At 71.6% G+C, this 14,826-nt stretch carries 13 protein-coding genes; 6 read left to right on the forward strand and 7 right to left on the reverse strand.

Annotated features, from left to right (window positions below):
* Positions 1 to 10: 10 nt before the first annotated feature.
* Both dprA and BM393_RS15435 read left to right on the forward strand, forming a co-directional pair.
* Positions 11 to 1,132 (forward strand): DNA-processing protein DprA, encoded by a 1,122-nt coding sequence (dprA, locus tag BM393_RS15430; protein ID WP_091727966.1) that lies wholly within the window; start codon positions 11 to 13, stop codon positions 1,130 to 1,132.
* 78 nt (positions 1,133 to 1,210) lie between these two features.
* Positions 1,211 to 1,663: a DUF494 family protein gene (locus BM393_RS15435; RefSeq protein WP_091727970.1), complete on the forward strand. Its 453-nt coding sequence runs from the start codon at positions 1,211 to 1,213 to the stop codon at positions 1,661 to 1,663.
* 108 nt (positions 1,664 to 1,771) lie between these two features.
* Here BM393_RS15435 and BM393_RS15440 read toward each other — a convergent pair whose 3' ends face one another.
* The 4 genes from BM393_RS15440 to yajC all read right to left on the reverse strand — a co-directional run bounded on the left by BM393_RS15440 (position 1,772) and on the right by yajC (position 7,651).
* A complete protein-coding gene (locus BM393_RS15440) occupies positions 1,772 to 4,144 on the reverse strand; it encodes a DUF1631 family protein (protein ID WP_091727973.1) in 2,373 nt (790 codons plus the stop codon).
* Between the two features lie 33 nt (positions 4,145 to 4,177).
* Positions 4,178 to 5,212 (reverse strand): protein translocase subunit SecF, encoded by a 1,035-nt coding sequence (gene secF, locus BM393_RS15445; RefSeq protein ID WP_091727976.1) that lies wholly within the window; start codon positions 5,210 to 5,212, stop codon positions 4,178 to 4,180.
* 37 nt (positions 5,213 to 5,249) lie between these two features.
* Positions 5,250 to 7,154 carry a protein translocase subunit SecD gene (secD, locus tag BM393_RS15450; RefSeq protein WP_091727979.1) on the reverse strand — a complete coding sequence of 635 codons (1,905 nt, stop codon included), beginning with the start codon at positions 7,152 to 7,154 and terminating at the stop codon, positions 5,250 to 5,252.
* 167 nt (positions 7,155 to 7,321) lie between these two features.
* On the reverse strand, positions 7,322 to 7,651 hold the full coding sequence (gene yajC, locus BM393_RS15455; protein ID WP_091727982.1) for a preprotein translocase subunit YajC: 330 nt from the start codon (positions 7,649 to 7,651) through the stop codon (positions 7,322 to 7,324).
* A 216-nt stretch (positions 7,652 to 7,867) separates the two neighbouring features.
* Between yajC and BM393_RS15460 the strand changes: the two genes are divergently transcribed.
* Positions 7,868 to 8,533, forward strand: a complete 666-nt coding sequence (locus tag BM393_RS15460; RefSeq protein ID WP_091727985.1) for a GntR family transcriptional regulator — start codon at positions 7,868 to 7,870, stop codon at positions 8,531 to 8,533.
* Positions 8,530 to 9,075 (forward strand): proline racemase family protein, encoded by a 546-nt coding sequence (locus tag BM393_RS15465; protein ID WP_091727988.1) that lies wholly within the window; start codon positions 8,530 to 8,532, stop codon positions 9,073 to 9,075. The genes BM393_RS15460 and BM393_RS15465 overlap by 4 nt, the downstream gene beginning before the upstream one ends.
* A gap of 70 nt (positions 9,076 to 9,145) precedes the next feature.
* Here BM393_RS15465 and BM393_RS15470 read toward each other — a convergent pair whose 3' ends face one another.
* Together BM393_RS15470 and BM393_RS15475 are read right to left on the reverse strand one after the other, a co-directional pair.
* Positions 9,146 to 9,715: a hypothetical protein gene (locus BM393_RS15470; protein WP_091727991.1), complete on the reverse strand. Its 570-nt coding sequence runs from the start codon at positions 9,713 to 9,715 to the stop codon at positions 9,146 to 9,148.
* Between the two features lie 180 nt (positions 9,716 to 9,895).
* On the reverse strand, positions 9,896 to 10,840 hold the full coding sequence (locus BM393_RS15475) for a DMT family transporter (protein WP_404932650.1): 945 nt from the start codon (positions 10,838 to 10,840) through the stop codon (positions 9,896 to 9,898).
* A 301-nt stretch (positions 10,841 to 11,141) separates the two neighbouring features.
* On the opposite strand from BM393_RS15475, the gene BM393_RS15480 reads away from it, so the two are divergent.
* Together BM393_RS15480 and BM393_RS15485 are read left to right on the forward strand one after the other, a co-directional pair.
* Positions 11,142 to 12,038, forward strand: a complete 897-nt coding sequence (locus BM393_RS15480; RefSeq protein WP_091727999.1) for a LysR family transcriptional regulator — start codon at positions 11,142 to 11,144, stop codon at positions 12,036 to 12,038.
* Positions 12,035 to 13,636: a glycine betaine ABC transporter substrate-binding protein gene (locus tag BM393_RS15485; protein WP_254783471.1), complete on the forward strand. Its 1,602-nt coding sequence runs from the start codon at positions 12,035 to 12,037 to the stop codon at positions 13,634 to 13,636. The genes BM393_RS15480 and BM393_RS15485 overlap by 4 nt, the downstream gene beginning before the upstream one ends.
* Positions 13,637 to 13,669: 33 nt before the next feature.
* On the opposite strand, the gene BM393_RS25305 is transcribed toward BM393_RS15485, so the two are convergent.
* The gene (locus BM393_RS25305) at positions 13,670 to 14,794 is read right to left on the reverse strand and encodes an HDOD domain-containing protein (protein ID WP_217648451.1); all 1,125 of its coding nucleotides are present in this window, start codon (positions 14,792 to 14,794) and stop codon (positions 13,670 to 13,672) included.
* Between the last annotated feature and the right edge of the window lie 32 nt (positions 14,795 to 14,826).

The following is a 14,826-nucleotide window of genomic DNA, read 5'->3' on the forward strand; positions in this document are numbered from 1 at the left end:
GACCGAACGGATGAGCCCAGACGATCTGCGCGACTGGCTCCGGCTGCTGTCCTGCGTCTCACGCGGCGCCGCGCGCCGGCTGCTGGCGCGCCACGGCGGTCCCGGCGCCGCCCTGGCGGCCGGTCAGGCCGGCTGGGGGCAGGCACTCTCGGCCGAGGAAGCTGAGCGGCTGCGCAGCGCGCCCACCGAGCTGGACCGCCTGGTGCGCCGGACGCAGGCGTGGCTGGCCGGCGGCGAGCGACGCTCGATCCTGCTGCTCAGCGACACCGATTACCCCTTCGCGCTGCTCAACACGGCGGACCCGCCGCTGATGCTGTACCTCGACGGCCGACGCGAGCTGCTGGGTCAGCGCTGCGTCGCCGTGGTCGGCAGTCGCCGGCCCAGCCCCCAGGGCGACGAGAACGCGCGCCACTTCGCCGCGGGCCTGGGCGAAGCCGGGTTCTGCGTCGTGTCCGGCCTCGCGCAGGGCATCGATGGCGCGGCCCATGAGGCGGCACTGCACACGCCCGGCGGCACGATCGCCGTGCTCGGCACCGGGCCGGACCAGGTCTACCCCCTCGGTCACGCCGAACTTTCCCGCCACATTGCCCGCCGCGGACTGCTGGTCAGCGAGTATTTCGTCGGCACGCCGCCAATGGCGCCGAATTTCCCGCAACGCAATCGCATCATCGCGGGCCTGTCTGAGGGCTGCCTGGTCGTGGAGGCGGCGCTGAAGTCCGGCTCGCTGATCACCGCGCGGCAGGCCTCGGAAGCGGGCCGCGAGGTGTTCGCGATCCCCGGACCGATCCATGCTCCCCAGTCCAAGGGCTGCCACCACCTGCTGAAGCAGGGGGCCTGCCTGGTCCAGGAGCTGGACGACCTGCTCGCCGAGCTGCCGGCGCGGGGTTCGCCACGCGAGGCAGCGATTGATCCCGAGCCGGAAGCGGGCGCCGAGGCAACGCCAGAACCCGCACCCCAGGACGACCACCCGCTGCTCCGGGCCATCGGCCGGGACACCGTCTCGCTCGAGCAGCTGTCGCAGCGCAGCGGCTGGCCGCAGGACGAGCTGAACGCCACCCTGCTGGACCTGGAGCTCGAGGGCCTCATCGCCCGCCTCCCCGGCGCGCTGTTCCAGCGCCGTCGCCGGGCCTGAACCATCCGTGGATGTCGACCTCCGCCGGGGCTCATTTCGGCCGGAAGGGCTTTCGGGCGGTCGGTTATAGTGCCCGCCATGTTCGACGTGCTCGTCTATCTGTACGAAACCTACTGGCGGCCCGACGCCTGCCCGGATCACGCCCAGCTGACCCGGAAATTGTCGGCAGTCGGCTTCGAGGATGACGAAATCCGCGACGCGCTGTCCTGGCTGGACGGCCTGGCCGCCTCGGCCCAGTCGCACCACGGCGAACCCGGCGAGCGCAGCCTGCGCATCTACACCCGCGAGGAGCAGGAGCACCTGGGCGAAAGCTCGGTCGGCTTCATCAGCTTCCTGGCCTCGGCCGGCGTGCTGCCGACCGCGATGCGGGAAATGGTGATCGACCGCGCGATGGCGATCCCCGGCGGCCCGCTGGACCTCGAGGACCTGAAGATCATCGTGCTGATGGTGTTCTGGAGCCTGGGCGAGGAGCCCGACGCGCTGATCCTCGACGAACTGTTCGTCGCGCCCGAAGAGCGCCTGATCCACTGAACCGGGCGCCAGCGCTCAAAAAGAAACCGGCCCCGCATCGCGCGGCGCCGGTTTTTTCATTGGGGCGCCAGCAACAGCGCCCCGCCCTCACCCTGCCCTCACCCGCCCTCAGGCGAGCAGCCGGCTCGGATCGACCTCGAGCTTGGCCAGCGCGTTGCGCGTCGCCTTGACGGTCAGCGATTCATCCTGGGCGGGCAGCATCAGCCCGGCCTGCAGGAAAGCCGCCAGGCGGCTCAGTTGGAACAGCACGCCCCGCCCCTGCGGCGAGACGAACAGGATCAGGTGGTGCCGCAGCCCGCGCCAGACCAACTGGACCGGTTCCACCCGGCCCCGGTAGTCCAGCATGTACCAGCTGCCCACCTGCAGCTCGCGCGCCCAGGCCACCATCGCCGGCGTCGGCGCGGCGCCGCCTTCGGCCACCACTTCCAGTCCGTCGCACTCGTGGCTGGACAGGTCGCGCACCAGCGTCTCGTTGATCTCGCCCGCCTCGGGCGACGGCAGCATCGCCTCCAGCGTCTCGAGCTGGCTCATCAGGTCGTCCAGGCGCTCGCGCGGGATCGCGGCGGTCTTGGCGGTGAAGGCCGCTGCCAGCGCATTGTTCAGCGATCGGATGTGCTCATCCTGGCGCTCATGGCCCATGCCCGCGTGGCCCATGCCGTCGCGCAGCGTCTTGAGCAGCGGCGGCAGGCGCCGGATCACCTCGGCCCGGTCCTCGCGCGACACCTTCGCGCTGGCCGACCAGATCAGGTCGGCCGCGGCGCGCTTCATCGCCTTGGTCTGTTCGGCCTGCGGCCCGTAGCGCACGCCGGTCACCGCCAGCACGTCGGCCCAGACCTGGAACAGGAAGTCGCGCACGCCGTCCTGCACCGGCACCTCGGACAGCATCTTGCGCAGCTCGATCGTGTACTGGATCGCCAGCGTCTCGCGCTGCTCGACCTGCTGCGCCAGCGACACGCCCTTCTTCGAGACCTCGTTCTCCTGCTCGAAGTAGTGGTCGAGGAATTTCTCGAACTCGGTCAGCACCGTCTGGAACACGCGCCGGCCGGTGTCGGGATAGGCCTCGACGACCTGCACGACGCGCTTGATCTCGCGCTCCAGCGCGTCGCCGATCTCGGCGGTGGACGTGCTGAAGCCCATGACGCAGGAGCCCATCCGGTCGATCAGGCGCCGCGCGGGATGGTCGTCGGTGGCGAAGAAGTCCGGCTCGCCCACGGCCACGCGCAGCACCGGCATCTGCAGCCGCGCGAACCAGACCCGGATCGCCGGCGGGATGCGCTCTTCCTGCAGGATGGCCTGGAAGAGCAAGGCGACCAGCTCGATGGTCGCGCGCTCGGCCGGCGTGTCGGCGGCGCTCTTGAGGACCTGCTTCAGCGCCTGGTTGCGATGGCGGATCTCGTCGAGCGCCTGCGGCGCCGTCAGTTGCTGGTCCACCGTGGCGACCTGGTCGGCGCGGCGCTGCACCGCTTCCTGGGCATGATTGATTGCGGCGCTCAGGCGCGGTGAACCGCCCCGGGTGACCGGGCCGGCGCCCGACATGCCCGACGCACCGATCGGCGCCGCCGGCAGGCCGCTGCGGGTCGCCGGTCCGGGCATGGGCATGCCGGACCGCGCCGGCGCCTGCGCGAGCTCCGGCACGTGGCGCGCGAGCACCCGCTGCAGCTGCGCCATCACCTGCTGGGCCGACTGGCTGGCCGGGGTGCCGGCGGGCACCGCCGGGCCGCCGACCTGCGCGCCCAGCGGGGCGCCATGGGCCGTGGCCTGCGGCGCGATGCCGCCATGCGCGGTGGCCGGCCCCAGCGGCGCGGCCTGCGTCATGCCGCCGGCCGGCGCGTTGCGCCGGATGAAGGGGCGCAGGTCCACCTCGGGCATCACGCCCTGCTGGATCAGCCAGTGGTTGGCTTCGTGATAGGCCTCGTTCAACAGCTGGGAGAACTCGTGGTGCAGCCAGCGCTGCAGCATCTGCCAGACGGAACTGCTCAGCCCCGCCTCGAACCAGGCATCGAGCACCAGCCGCGACAGCACCTGCGCGCGCAGCAGGTCCTGCTGGGCCAGGTCCTCGACGCGCTCCAGCGACTGCATGCGGTTGCGCAGGTCGCTGAATTCCCAGCTGGCCTTGTCCATCATGGCCAGCGCGAGTCGCGAGGCGATGATCTCGCGCTCGATCGTGTCGTCGCTGACCAGGGACAGGTTCTGCGGACGGGAGGAGAGCGACGCCGAACGCGAATCGCCGGCACCGTGGTGGTAGGCATGCCGCAGCGACTTGCCCAGCCGCGCATGCCAGGGCGTCGAGGCGCGCTGCCAGGCGTCGTAGGCATCGCGGCGGGCCATCTGCAGCGAGTGCTCGGCCGGCTGCGAGAGCAGGTCCTGCACCGCCGTGGTCAGGACCGCCATCATGGCGGGCAGCCCTCGCAGCAGCACCTCCGTGTGGACGCGCCGCGCTTGCGAAGCCAGGGCCTGGGATCTTGCGTCGGCGGCGGTCATCGAGCGTGAGGTTGAGGAGTGCGGACGACTCTACTACACGACCGCGCCGGCGTTGGGGTCGTCCGGATCGCCCTGCTTGGCGGGGCCGGCCTTGACCAGGTCCTCACGCTTGACGCCCAGCCACATCGCGATCGCCGCCGCGACGAAGACCGACGAGTAGATGCCGAACAGGATGCCGATGGTCAGCGCGACGGCGAAGTAGTGCAGCGTCGGGCCGCCGAACAGCAGCATCGACAGCACCATCATCTGCGTCGAGCCGTGCGTGATGATCGTGCGGCTGATCGTGGACGTGATCGCGTGGTCGATGACCTCGTGCGTGTTGAGCTTGCGGTACTTGCGGAAGGCCTCGCGGATCCGGTCGAAGATGACCACCGACTCGTTCACCGAGTAACCCAGCACCGCCAGGATCGCCGCCAGCACCGCCAGCGAGAACTCCCACTGGAAGTAGGCGAAGAAGCCCAGGATGATCACCACGTCGTGCAGGTTGGCGATGATGCCGGCCACGGCGAACTTCCACTCGAAGCGGAAGGCCAGGTACAGCATGATGCCGATCACGGTGAAGCCCAGCGCCATCGCGGCGTCGTGGGCCAGCTCCGCGCCGACGGACGGGCCGACGACCTCGCTGCTGGTCAGCTTCAGCGGCTCGGCGCCGTTGACCGCGCAGGCCTGCTTGCTCACCGACTCCCCTTGCGGGGTGACTTCCTGGTGGGCCACGACCTTGCCCTGCTCCGCCTTGCACAGCTCGCCGAAGACGCGGTCGACCAGCTCGGTCTGCTTGACGTCGGGCTTCACCGGCAGGCGGATCAGCACGTCGCGCGAGGTGCCGAAGTTGGTCACCTGGATCTCGCCGAAGCCCATCTGCTCGACGATGTGACGGGTCCGGTTGACGTCCGCTGCCTGCGCGTACTGGACCTGGATCACCGTGCCGCCGGTGAACTCGATCGAGAAGTGCAGGCCCTTGGTGACCAGGAAGAACACCGCGGCGACGAAGGTGAGGAAGGACACGGCGTTGAGGATCAACGCGTGCTTCATGAACGGGATGTCCCGTTTGATTCGGAAGAATTCCATGGCGTTGTGCGCTCTCTTCTCTGCGGGGGGCCGGCGCTCAGCGCGCCTCGGCGGCCGGGGCGTCGCCGTCCGGCGTGCCGGGGGTGGCGTCCGGCTTCCAGACGGTGCCGATGGACACGGACTTCAGGCGCTTGCGGCGGCCGTACCAGAGGTTGACCAGCGCGCGCGAGAACATCACCGACGAGATCATCGAGGTGATGATGCCCAGGCAGTGCACGACCGCGAAGCCCTTGATCGGGCCGGAGCCGAAGGCCAGCAGCGCCAGGCCCGCGATCAGCGTCGTGACGTTGGAGTCCAGGATGGTGGCCCAGGCGCGCTCGTAGCCGGCGTGGATCGCCTGCTGCGGCGCCATGCCGGCGCGCAGTTCCTCGCGCACCCGCTCGTTGATCAGCACGTTGGCGTCGATGGCCATGCCCAGCACCAGCGCGATGGCGGCGATGCCGGGCAGGCTCAGCGTGGCCTGCAGCATCGACAGCACCGCCAGCAGCAGCAGCAGGTTGAAGCCCAGCGCCACCGCGGAGAACACGCCGAACATCATGTAGTACAGGCACATGAAGATCGCCACGGCGACGAAGCCCCAGGTGACCGACGCGATGCCCTTGTCGATGTTGTCCTTGCCCAGCGACGGGCCGATGGTGCGTTCCTCGATGATCTCCATCGGCGCGGCCAGCGAGCCGGCGCGCAGGAGCAGCGCGCTGTCGCTGGCTTCCTGCGCGGACATGTTGCCGCCGGTGATCGAGAAGCTGTTGCCCAGCTCGCCGCGGATGACCGGCGCGGTCACGACCTGGCCCTTGCCCTTCTCGAACAGGATGATGGCCATGCGTTTGCCGATGCTCTCGCGCGACACGTCCTTCATGATGCGGGCGCCCTTGGCGTCGACCTTCAGGTTGACGGAGGGCTGGTGGTTCTCGTCGAAGCCGGGCTGGGCGTCGTTGAGGTTGTCACCGGTCAGCACCACCTGGCGCTTGACGATGATCGGGGCGCCATCTCTTTCGGTGAAGCGCTCGGTGCCGAAGGGCACCGGGCCGGTGCCCGCCAGCGCGGCCTGCGCCTCGGCACTGTCGTCGACCATGCGCAGCTCCAGCGTCGCGGTGCGGCCGATGATGTCCTTGGCCTTGGCCGTGTCCTGCACGCCCGGCAGCTGCACGACGACGCGGTCGCGGCCCTGCTGCAGGATCACCGGCTCGGCCACGCCCAGTTCGTTGACCCGGTTGTGCAGCGTGGTGATGTTCTGCTTGATCGCGGCGTCCTGGACGGCGATCTCGGCCTTGGGCGTGAGCGAGCCGCTCAGGCGCAGCTCGGTGCCGGCGCCGGTGGCGGTCCAGGCGAAGTCGGGCACCTGCTCGCGCAGCAGGTTCAGCGCCTGCGTGCGGGTGGCCTCGTCGCGGAAGTTGATGGCGACGTCGTTGCCTTCGCGGGTGATGCCGGCGTGGCGGATGTTCTTGTCGCGCAGCATGGTGCGGACGTCGGAGGCCATCGACTCGGCCTTCTTCGTCAGCGCGGCCTTCATGTCGACCTGCATCAGGAAGTGGACGCCGCCGCGCAGGTCCAGGCCCAGGTACATCGGGAATGCATGCAGCGCGGTCAGCCAGTCGGGGCTGCGCGAGACCAGGTTGAGCGCGACGATGAAGGTCGGGTCGGAGGTCTCGTTGCCGTTGAGGGCCTTGGCGATCGCGTCCTTGGCCTTGATCTGGGCGTCGGTGTCATGGAAGCGGGCGCGCACGGAGCCGGCTTCCAGGTGCACGAAGTCGGGCGTGACGCCGACCTGCTGGATCGCCTGCTCGACGCGCTGCCGGATGGCGTCGTCGACCTTGACGGTGACCTTGGCGCTGGACACCTGCACCGCCGGCGCTTCGCCGAACAGGTTGGGCAGCGTGTAGATCAGGCCCACGAGCAGCGCCACGACGAGCAGCGCGTACTTCCACAGCGGATAACGGTTCATGAGGAGATCCTCTGAAAACCAGGCGCCTCGCCCTTCCGCGCTCGGCGTCGGGCCGGCGGGCGCCACTGAAAGCGGACCCGGCCGGTGCGGGGCACGGGCCGGGTCGTCAGGGAGCGGTCACGCGGATCGAGCGGATCGCGCGGGCCGCCCCGGGTCGGGTTGTCGGATTACTTCGAGACGGTGCCCTTGGGCAGGACCTGCACGACCGAGGTGCGCTGGACCTGGATTTCGACGCCGGAGGCGATCTCGACGCTCAGGTACTGCTCGCCGATCTTGCTGACCTTGCCGAGCATGCCGCCGGCGGTGATGACCTCGTCGCCCTTGGACAGGGCCTCGACCATCGCCTTGTGCTCCTTCTGGCGCTTCATCTGGGGACGGATCATCACGAAGTACATGACGACGAACACGGCCACCAGGGGCAGCATCTGCAGGAAGCCGCTGGTCGGGTCGGCCGAGGCGGCGCCCGCGGTCTGGGCAAAAGCGTTGGAAATAAACACGTCGATATCCCTCAGGAAAGGCGTTGGCGCGAGCCCGGAAGCCGGAGCGCCGCCGGGCGCGAGGCCCGGACGTACGGAAGAACCGGTGATTGTATGCGGCCCGTCCGGCCGGTCCGGCGCCCGCCGGACGCGGATTTAACTGGGGTTGACCTGCGCAAAGTCAATCCAATACCGTCCGGGGAAGCCCGCCGAGTGGACCTGCGATGATCCGCACCCATGACTTCGGACACCCTCGAACTGCAGGACGTCGAGAAACGCCGCCAGGCGGACCAGGCCTATGACGCGATCGAGACCCTGATCGCGACGCTGCAGTTGCGCCCGGGGGCGCCGGTGGTGGAGTCGGAGCTGATCGCCCGCATCGGCCTGGGGCGCACGCCCACGCGCGAGGCGCTGATGCGGCTGGTCGCCAGCGGCCTGATCGCGCAGCAGCCGCGCCGCGGCCTGCTGGTGAGCGACATCCCGCTGGCCGAGCACCTGGACCTGCTGGAGGCACGCCGGCCGCTGGAGCGGCTGATCGCGTGCTGTTCGGCGCGACGGGCCTCGCCGGCACAGCGCTCGGCGCTGCTGGCCTGCGCCGGGCGCATGGCCGAGGCGGCCGAGCGCCAGGACCTGGAGGCCTACATGCGGGTCGACCAGCAGCTCGACCGCGTCAACCATGCGGCCTGCCGCAACCGCTACGCGGTGGCGGCGGTGCTGCCCATGATCATCCAGTGCCGGCGCTTCTGGTACGCGTACCGGCACCTGGGTGACGTCGCCAGCGGCGCCCGGGCCCACCAGCGCCTGGCCGAGACCATCGCCAGTGGGGACGGCGAGGCCGCCGCCGAGGCCTCCGACGCCCTGATGGCGCACTTGCGCAACTTCACGCAACAGGTGATCGCATGAATGTCCTGCCCACCCCGGCCCGGCTCGTCGACGCGCATGTCGGCGGCGTGCTGACCCGCATCGTCGTCAGCGGCGGTCCCGCGCTGGCCGGCACGTCGATGACCGAGCGGCTGGCGACCTTCAACGCCGGCCACGATGCCTGGCGGCGCGCGCTGACCGGTGCGCCGCGCAGCGCGCCCGGCACGCAGGCCGCGCTGCTGACCGAGCCCGAGCGGCCCGGCAGCCTGGTGGGCGTGCTGTTCCTGGCGGCCACCGGCCCGGTGGCGCCGACGCCCGACGGCCTGGTCGCGGTGCTCGCCGCGCTGGCGCACGTGGGACGCCTGCGGCCGGGCCCGGTACGGCTGGACACGCCCGAGGGCACGATCGCCGCGAGCTTCGCGCTGGACGGCAGCGTGCGCTTCGACGATCCGGCGCTCCAGGCGCCCGAGGGCCGCGGTCACATCCTCTTCGACGGCACCCTGGTCGCCGAGCCGGACGACCCGCTGGCCTGGGGCGCGCCGGCGGCGGCATCGCCGGGCGCGGCCGCGGTCGGCGGCGATTGAACCGGCCGCGGGCGGATCCGGCGGGACAGCTGGCCCGGGCCGCGACGGATGGCGGTCTTGCCGGGGCGGCTCATCGCAGGCTCACCCGGGCGACGCTGATCTGCGTCGTGCCATCGGGCAGCGGCTTCACGGCCACGACGCGGAAGTCCTTCGGCAGGCCGACCTTGTAGAGCCGGCCGCCGGCGTCGGGCTTGTCGTCGTCGCAGGTGAGCGGGCCGCCGTCCCTGGGCTTGCCGCGCGGCGCATCGGCCGCGCCGCAGTCGAGTGGCGTGCCGTAGCGCGCGAGCGCGCGGCGGTAGAAGCGGCCGACGCGGTCGACGTCGTCCTGGCTCTGGAACTTGCCCGCTGCCAGGCGCATGCCGAAGAGGCCGCCCCACAGGCTCATCCGCACGCCGGACTTGTCCTCGTCGCGATCCTTGTAGGGCACGGCGCCCGGATACAGCGGCGTCTCGAGGTCGACGCCATCGGCCTTCGCGTCGAAGGCGATGCCGGCGCTGAAGCCCTCCGAGGGCGGCGGCGGTGGCGGCGCTGGTTGGGCGCAGGCGCCGAGCGCCAGCGTGATCGCCGACAGCAGCAGCGCGCTGCGACGATGCCGGCCGGCGGGGCCGGGCGCGGCGTGGCGGTCGGAAGAGGTGGACATCGGGCGCTCCGTGGTTCGCTGAATGCGGCGCACTCTACGAACCGACGCGACGCGCGGCGTCCCCGCAGCGACGGACTGCATGACCGGCGGGACGAAGCGCAGCCTTGAAGGAAAGCCCGCACGAAGTCCACATGAGGGCCATGGGAGGCCCACGCGAGGCCCGCGTCACGCCGCCGGGGCTCAGCCGCGCCGGCGCAGCGTCCACAGCGCCGCGGCGATGAGTCCGACGCCCGCCAGCTGCGCCGGCCCCAGCGCGCGGCCGTAGACGAGCCAGTCGACCAGCACCGCCGTGCCGGGATAGACGAACTGCAGCACCGCGATGCGGCCGGTGCCCAGGCGCGCCATGCCGGCGTAGAGCACGACGTAGGCCAGCCCGGTGTGCAGCACGCCCAGCCCCGCCAGCCACCCCCAGGCGGCGCCCCAGGCCGGCCAGCCGTGCATCAGCGGCCACGGCAACAGCACCAGTGCGCCGACGACGCACTGCCCCGCCGACAAGGCGAAGGAGCCGGCGCGATCGGCCTCGACCTTGGCGATGAAGCTGGCGGCCGCATAGCTGATCGATCCGACCAGGCACATCAGCACGCCGGCGACGTAGCCGGGCAGCTCGCTCGCGCGACCGCCGGCGGTGGCGCCGAAGGCGTCGTCCGCGATGCCGGTGGCCAACGCCAGCCCGCACAGCGCCACCGCCGCGGCGAGCCACTGGGCGCGGTCCACGCGCTCGCGCAGCCAGAACGCGCCCATCGCCATCAACCAGAAGGGCTGCACGTGGAAGACCACGGTGGACACGGCGATCGAGCAGCGCGGGATGGCCGCGAAGAACAAGCCCCAGTTCAGCACCGTCAGCGCGCCGACGGCGATCACCGCGACCAGCGGCCGGCCCCGCAGCCGGAAGAGTTCCCCGAGCCGGCCGCGCGCGGCGCCCCAGAGCAGCAACGCGGCCAGCCCGAACACGCAGCGGAACCACACGGTCGTGGCCGGGTCCTGCGCCGCCTCTTCGACGAAGACCCCAATGGTGCCGAGCAGCAGGCCGCCGCAGATCATCAGCAGTTGGCCTTCGCACAACCGCCTGACGGGCGTGTTCGGTCCCGGACTCGCGGCAGCTCCGGGCGCGATCGCGGGTGTCATTGCGGGTGTCATTGCGGGTGTCATTGCGGGTGTCATCGCGGGCGTGATCACAGATGTCATTGCGGACGTCATTGCGGACGTCATTGCGGGCGCCACGGAGAGCGTCACGCCGGCGGCGGCATCGGGCTCGGACCCGGCGGCGGCGGCGGCGGCGGCGCCGCCGGCCGGTGTGACGGCGGCGCGCGATGGAGCGAATGAAGTCATGCGGCGAGTCTGCGGCTCGACAGACTGGCAGCAAAGCGAATCCTTTTCACGCTTAGCATCACGGATTCGAATGCTCGCCCGGGCGGCGGAGGATGGGATGTCGTCGACCGACCTTCAACTGGACTGGCTGCGCGCCTTCGTCGCGGCGGTGGATGCGGGCTCGCTGACGGCGGCCGGGCAGTGGGTGCATCGCTCGCAGTCGGCGCTCAGCATGCAGATCGCGAAGCTGGAGCGCGCGGTCGGACAGCCCGTGCTGGTGCGCACGCCGCGCCGGCTCGACCTCACGCCCGCCGGCCGCGAGCTGCTCGGCCATGCGCGGCGCCTGATCGCGCAGCACGACGAGGCGGTGCAGGCGCTGCGGCGCGAGACGTTGCACGGACGGCTCACCATCGGCGTGCCGGAGGACTATGCGGTGCCCTACCTCACCCCGGTGCTGCGCGACTTCGCCGGCCGCCACACTGCGGTGGAACTGACGCTGGTCTGCCAGCAGTCGACGGTGCTGATCCCGCGGCTCACGCGCGGCGAAGTCGATGTCGCCGTGGTCACGCGCGATCGCGCCGGACGCGGGCAGCCGCTGTTCGAGGAGCCGCTCGCGTGGTTCGGCGCTCCGCGTTTCGAGGCCTGGCGCCAGACGCCGCTGCCGGTGGCCGTCTACGAATCGGGCAGCCTCGCGCGCAAGGCGGCCTTGGCGGCGCTGGCCGCCTTGAAGCGGCCCTACCGCATCGTCTGCGACAGCGCGAGCCCCGCCGGCATGCTGGCGGCGGTCGAAAGCGGCCTGGCGATCGCGCTGTTCACGCGCTGCAGCGTGCCGGACGGCATGGAGCTGCTGGACGAGCGCCATGGCATGCCGCCGGCCACCTCGCTGCCGGCGATGTCGGTGGTGCTGATGCGGAGCAAGGCCTCGGCCGGGTCGGCGGCGGCGGACGCCTTCGCGGGCCAGGTCTTGCGCACGCTGGCGCGCAGCCGCAGCGGCTCGACTATGCTGCGCCGATGATGCTGCTCCGCGGGCTGCGGCCGCTCCTCTTCCTGCTGCTGGCCGGCGTCGCGCTGGCGACCGGGACTCAGGCCTGGGCCGCCGAGCCGCTGAGGATCGGCTCGAAGCGCTTCACCGAAAGCTACATCCTGGCCGAGATCCTCGCGCAGACGGCGCGGGCCGGCGACCCGGCCGCCGCGGTCGAGCTGAAGCAGGGGCTGGGCAACACGGCCATCGTCCATGCGGCGCTGAAGGCCGGCAGCATCGATGTCTACGCCGAATACCTCGGCACGATCGAGCGCGAGATCCTCGGTCATGCGACGACCGGCGCGCCGCTGGCGCAGCTGCAGGCCGAGCTGCGGCCGCTGGGGTTGGCGATCGACGTGCCGCTGGGCTTCAACAACGGCTACGCGCTGGCGATGCGGTCGGCGCGGGCGCGTGCGCTCGGGCTCACGGCGGTGTCGCAGCTGAAGGGACAGCCGGCGCTGCGGCTGGGCCTCAGCAACGAGTTCCTGGGACGTGCCGACGGCTGGCCGGGGCTGTCGCGGCGCTACGCGTTGCCGCAGACGCCGACCGGACTCGATCACGGGCTGGCGTACCGCGCGCTCGCCGACGACCAGATCGATGTCACCGACGTCTACACGACCGATGCGCAGATCGCGGCGCTCGACCTGACGGTGCTCGCCGACGATGCCGGTTTCTTCCCTCGCTACGACGCCGTGCTGCTGTATCGCGTCGACCTGCCGCGCCGGCATCCGCGCGCCTGGGCAGCGCTGCAGACGCTGCGCGGGCGCATCGACGAGGCCGCGATGATCGCGATGAACGCGCAAGCGGAAATCCAGCGGCAGCCGTTCGACGCGATCGCGCGAGCTTTCCTCGCCAAGCCGCGCAGTCAGGCGGGCGGCGCGCTTGCCGCTGCGTCGGCATCGGCATCAACGCCCGCATCGGCGTCCTCGCCCAGGCTCGAGCCGGGCGTCGGGCGCTCGACGTCCGGCCTGTGGGCTCGCATCGCGGGACCCGACCTCGGCCGGCTCACCGCGCAGCATCTGACGCTGGTGCTGGGCGCCGTCGGGCTGGCCGCGCTGGTCGGCGTGCCGCTCGCCGTCGCGCTGCATCCATGGCCGCGCTGGCGCGAGGCGCTGCTGGCCGCCTGCGCGCTGCTGCAGACGGTGCCGTCGCTGGCGATGCTCGCGCTGCTGATCTGGGCGATGGACCGGATCGGGCCGGTGCCGGCGCTGGTCGCGCTGACGCTCTACGCGCTGCTGCCGGTGCTGCGCAATTGCACCGTCGGGCTCAGCGAGGTGCCGCAGGGGCTCACCACCGCGGGGCGAGCGCTCGGCCTCACTCGCGGCCAGGTGCTGCGCTCGATCCAGCTGCCGCTCGCGCTGCCCGTCATGCTGGCGGGCCTGCGCACGGCCACCAGCCTCTCCGTCGGTACCGCGACGATGGCCGCCTTCATCGGTGCTGGCGGCTACGGCGAGCGCATCGTCACCGGCCTGGCGCTGAACGACCAGGCGCTGCTGCTCGCCGGCGCGCTGCCCGCGGCGGCGCTGGCGCTGGTGCTCGAGGCCGCGTTCGGCGTGATGGGCTGGTGGCTGGCGAGACGCCGGCGCGGCTGACGCCGTCGGCGGCATGGCCTGGAGGCCGAGCGCTCAGGTGGGTGTGCCGGCGCCGAACTCGCTGTCCATGGCCGCATAACAGCGCTGCTGCGCGGCGGACCAGTCGCCCAGCTGCGCGGGCTGCAGTCCCGGCTGCATCAACTGGCGCAGCGCGACGGACTGGGCTTGCCGCACCAGCACCGCCAGGACCGCCGACGCCGCGCCGCGCCCGGGACGAGGCGCGAGCGCCTCGGCGACCTGCGGCGGGAAGCCCCAGTGCTCGACGATCTGCGCCGACCAGGTGGCCGTCAGCGGCAGCAGCTGGCGATGCAGGCCCTCCCGATCCAGCGGCGGCACCGAGGGCGCCGACATCGCATCCAGCACGCGCAGCAAGGCCATCAGGCCGAGCTGCGAGCTGAGGCCGGCCAGGTAGGCGGCGAACTCGTCGTCCCCGGCGTTGGCCAGCCGCCGCGTGGCGAAGGCGGTGCGTTCGCTCAGGTCCCAGAGCAGCGTGCCCGCCCGGCTGCCGTAGCGGCCCTTGCCCTGATGGAAGATCGGCCGCATCGCGGCGCCCATCACCAGTTGATCCAGCCCCTGCTGACCCAGCACCGTCACCGCGCCCGACAGGTCAGTGATCTCGCGCTCGGGCCGGTAGCGCGGCGAATTGGCCAGCCGCATCAGCTCGCCGACCAGGCTGGGATCTCGCGACAGCAGCTGCACCAGCTCCGCCCGCGCGACATCCGGTCGGCGCGCCAGCCGCATCAGCTGCGGCAGGACCGCCGGCAGGCGCGGCAGCTGGTCGGCCCACTGGGAGCCGCGCTGCCCCTGCAGGCGCTGCATCAGCCCCTGCTCGCCGGCGGACGGCGGCACGTCCTTGAGCCGCGACAGGCCCAGCAGCCGCGCGCTGAACTGCAACCACTCCGGCGAGGCCTCGAGCGCGGGGAAGACGATCTCGCCGCCGGTGTAGACCGCCGTCTGGGTCGACACTTGGCTGGGCCCGTGCGAGTGCGCCGACGCGAACGGCTGCGACGGCGGTGAGGCGGCCGCGCCCGGCCCCGCCGGTGCGGCGGACGGGGCCGCCGGCCGCGCGGTCGGGTCGGCGGAGGAAGCAGGCCGACCGGCCGACGTGACATCGCCGGAGCCGGACAGCAGTTTGCGGAGGGAGGACAGCAGCGCCATGGTGGGAAGTCGGCGGATTATGGTGGGCACCG

Source organism: Mitsuaria sp. PDC51 (genome assembly GCF_900113225.1).
Lineage (GTDB): Bacteria > Pseudomonadota > Gammaproteobacteria > Burkholderiales > Burkholderiaceae_C > Roseateles.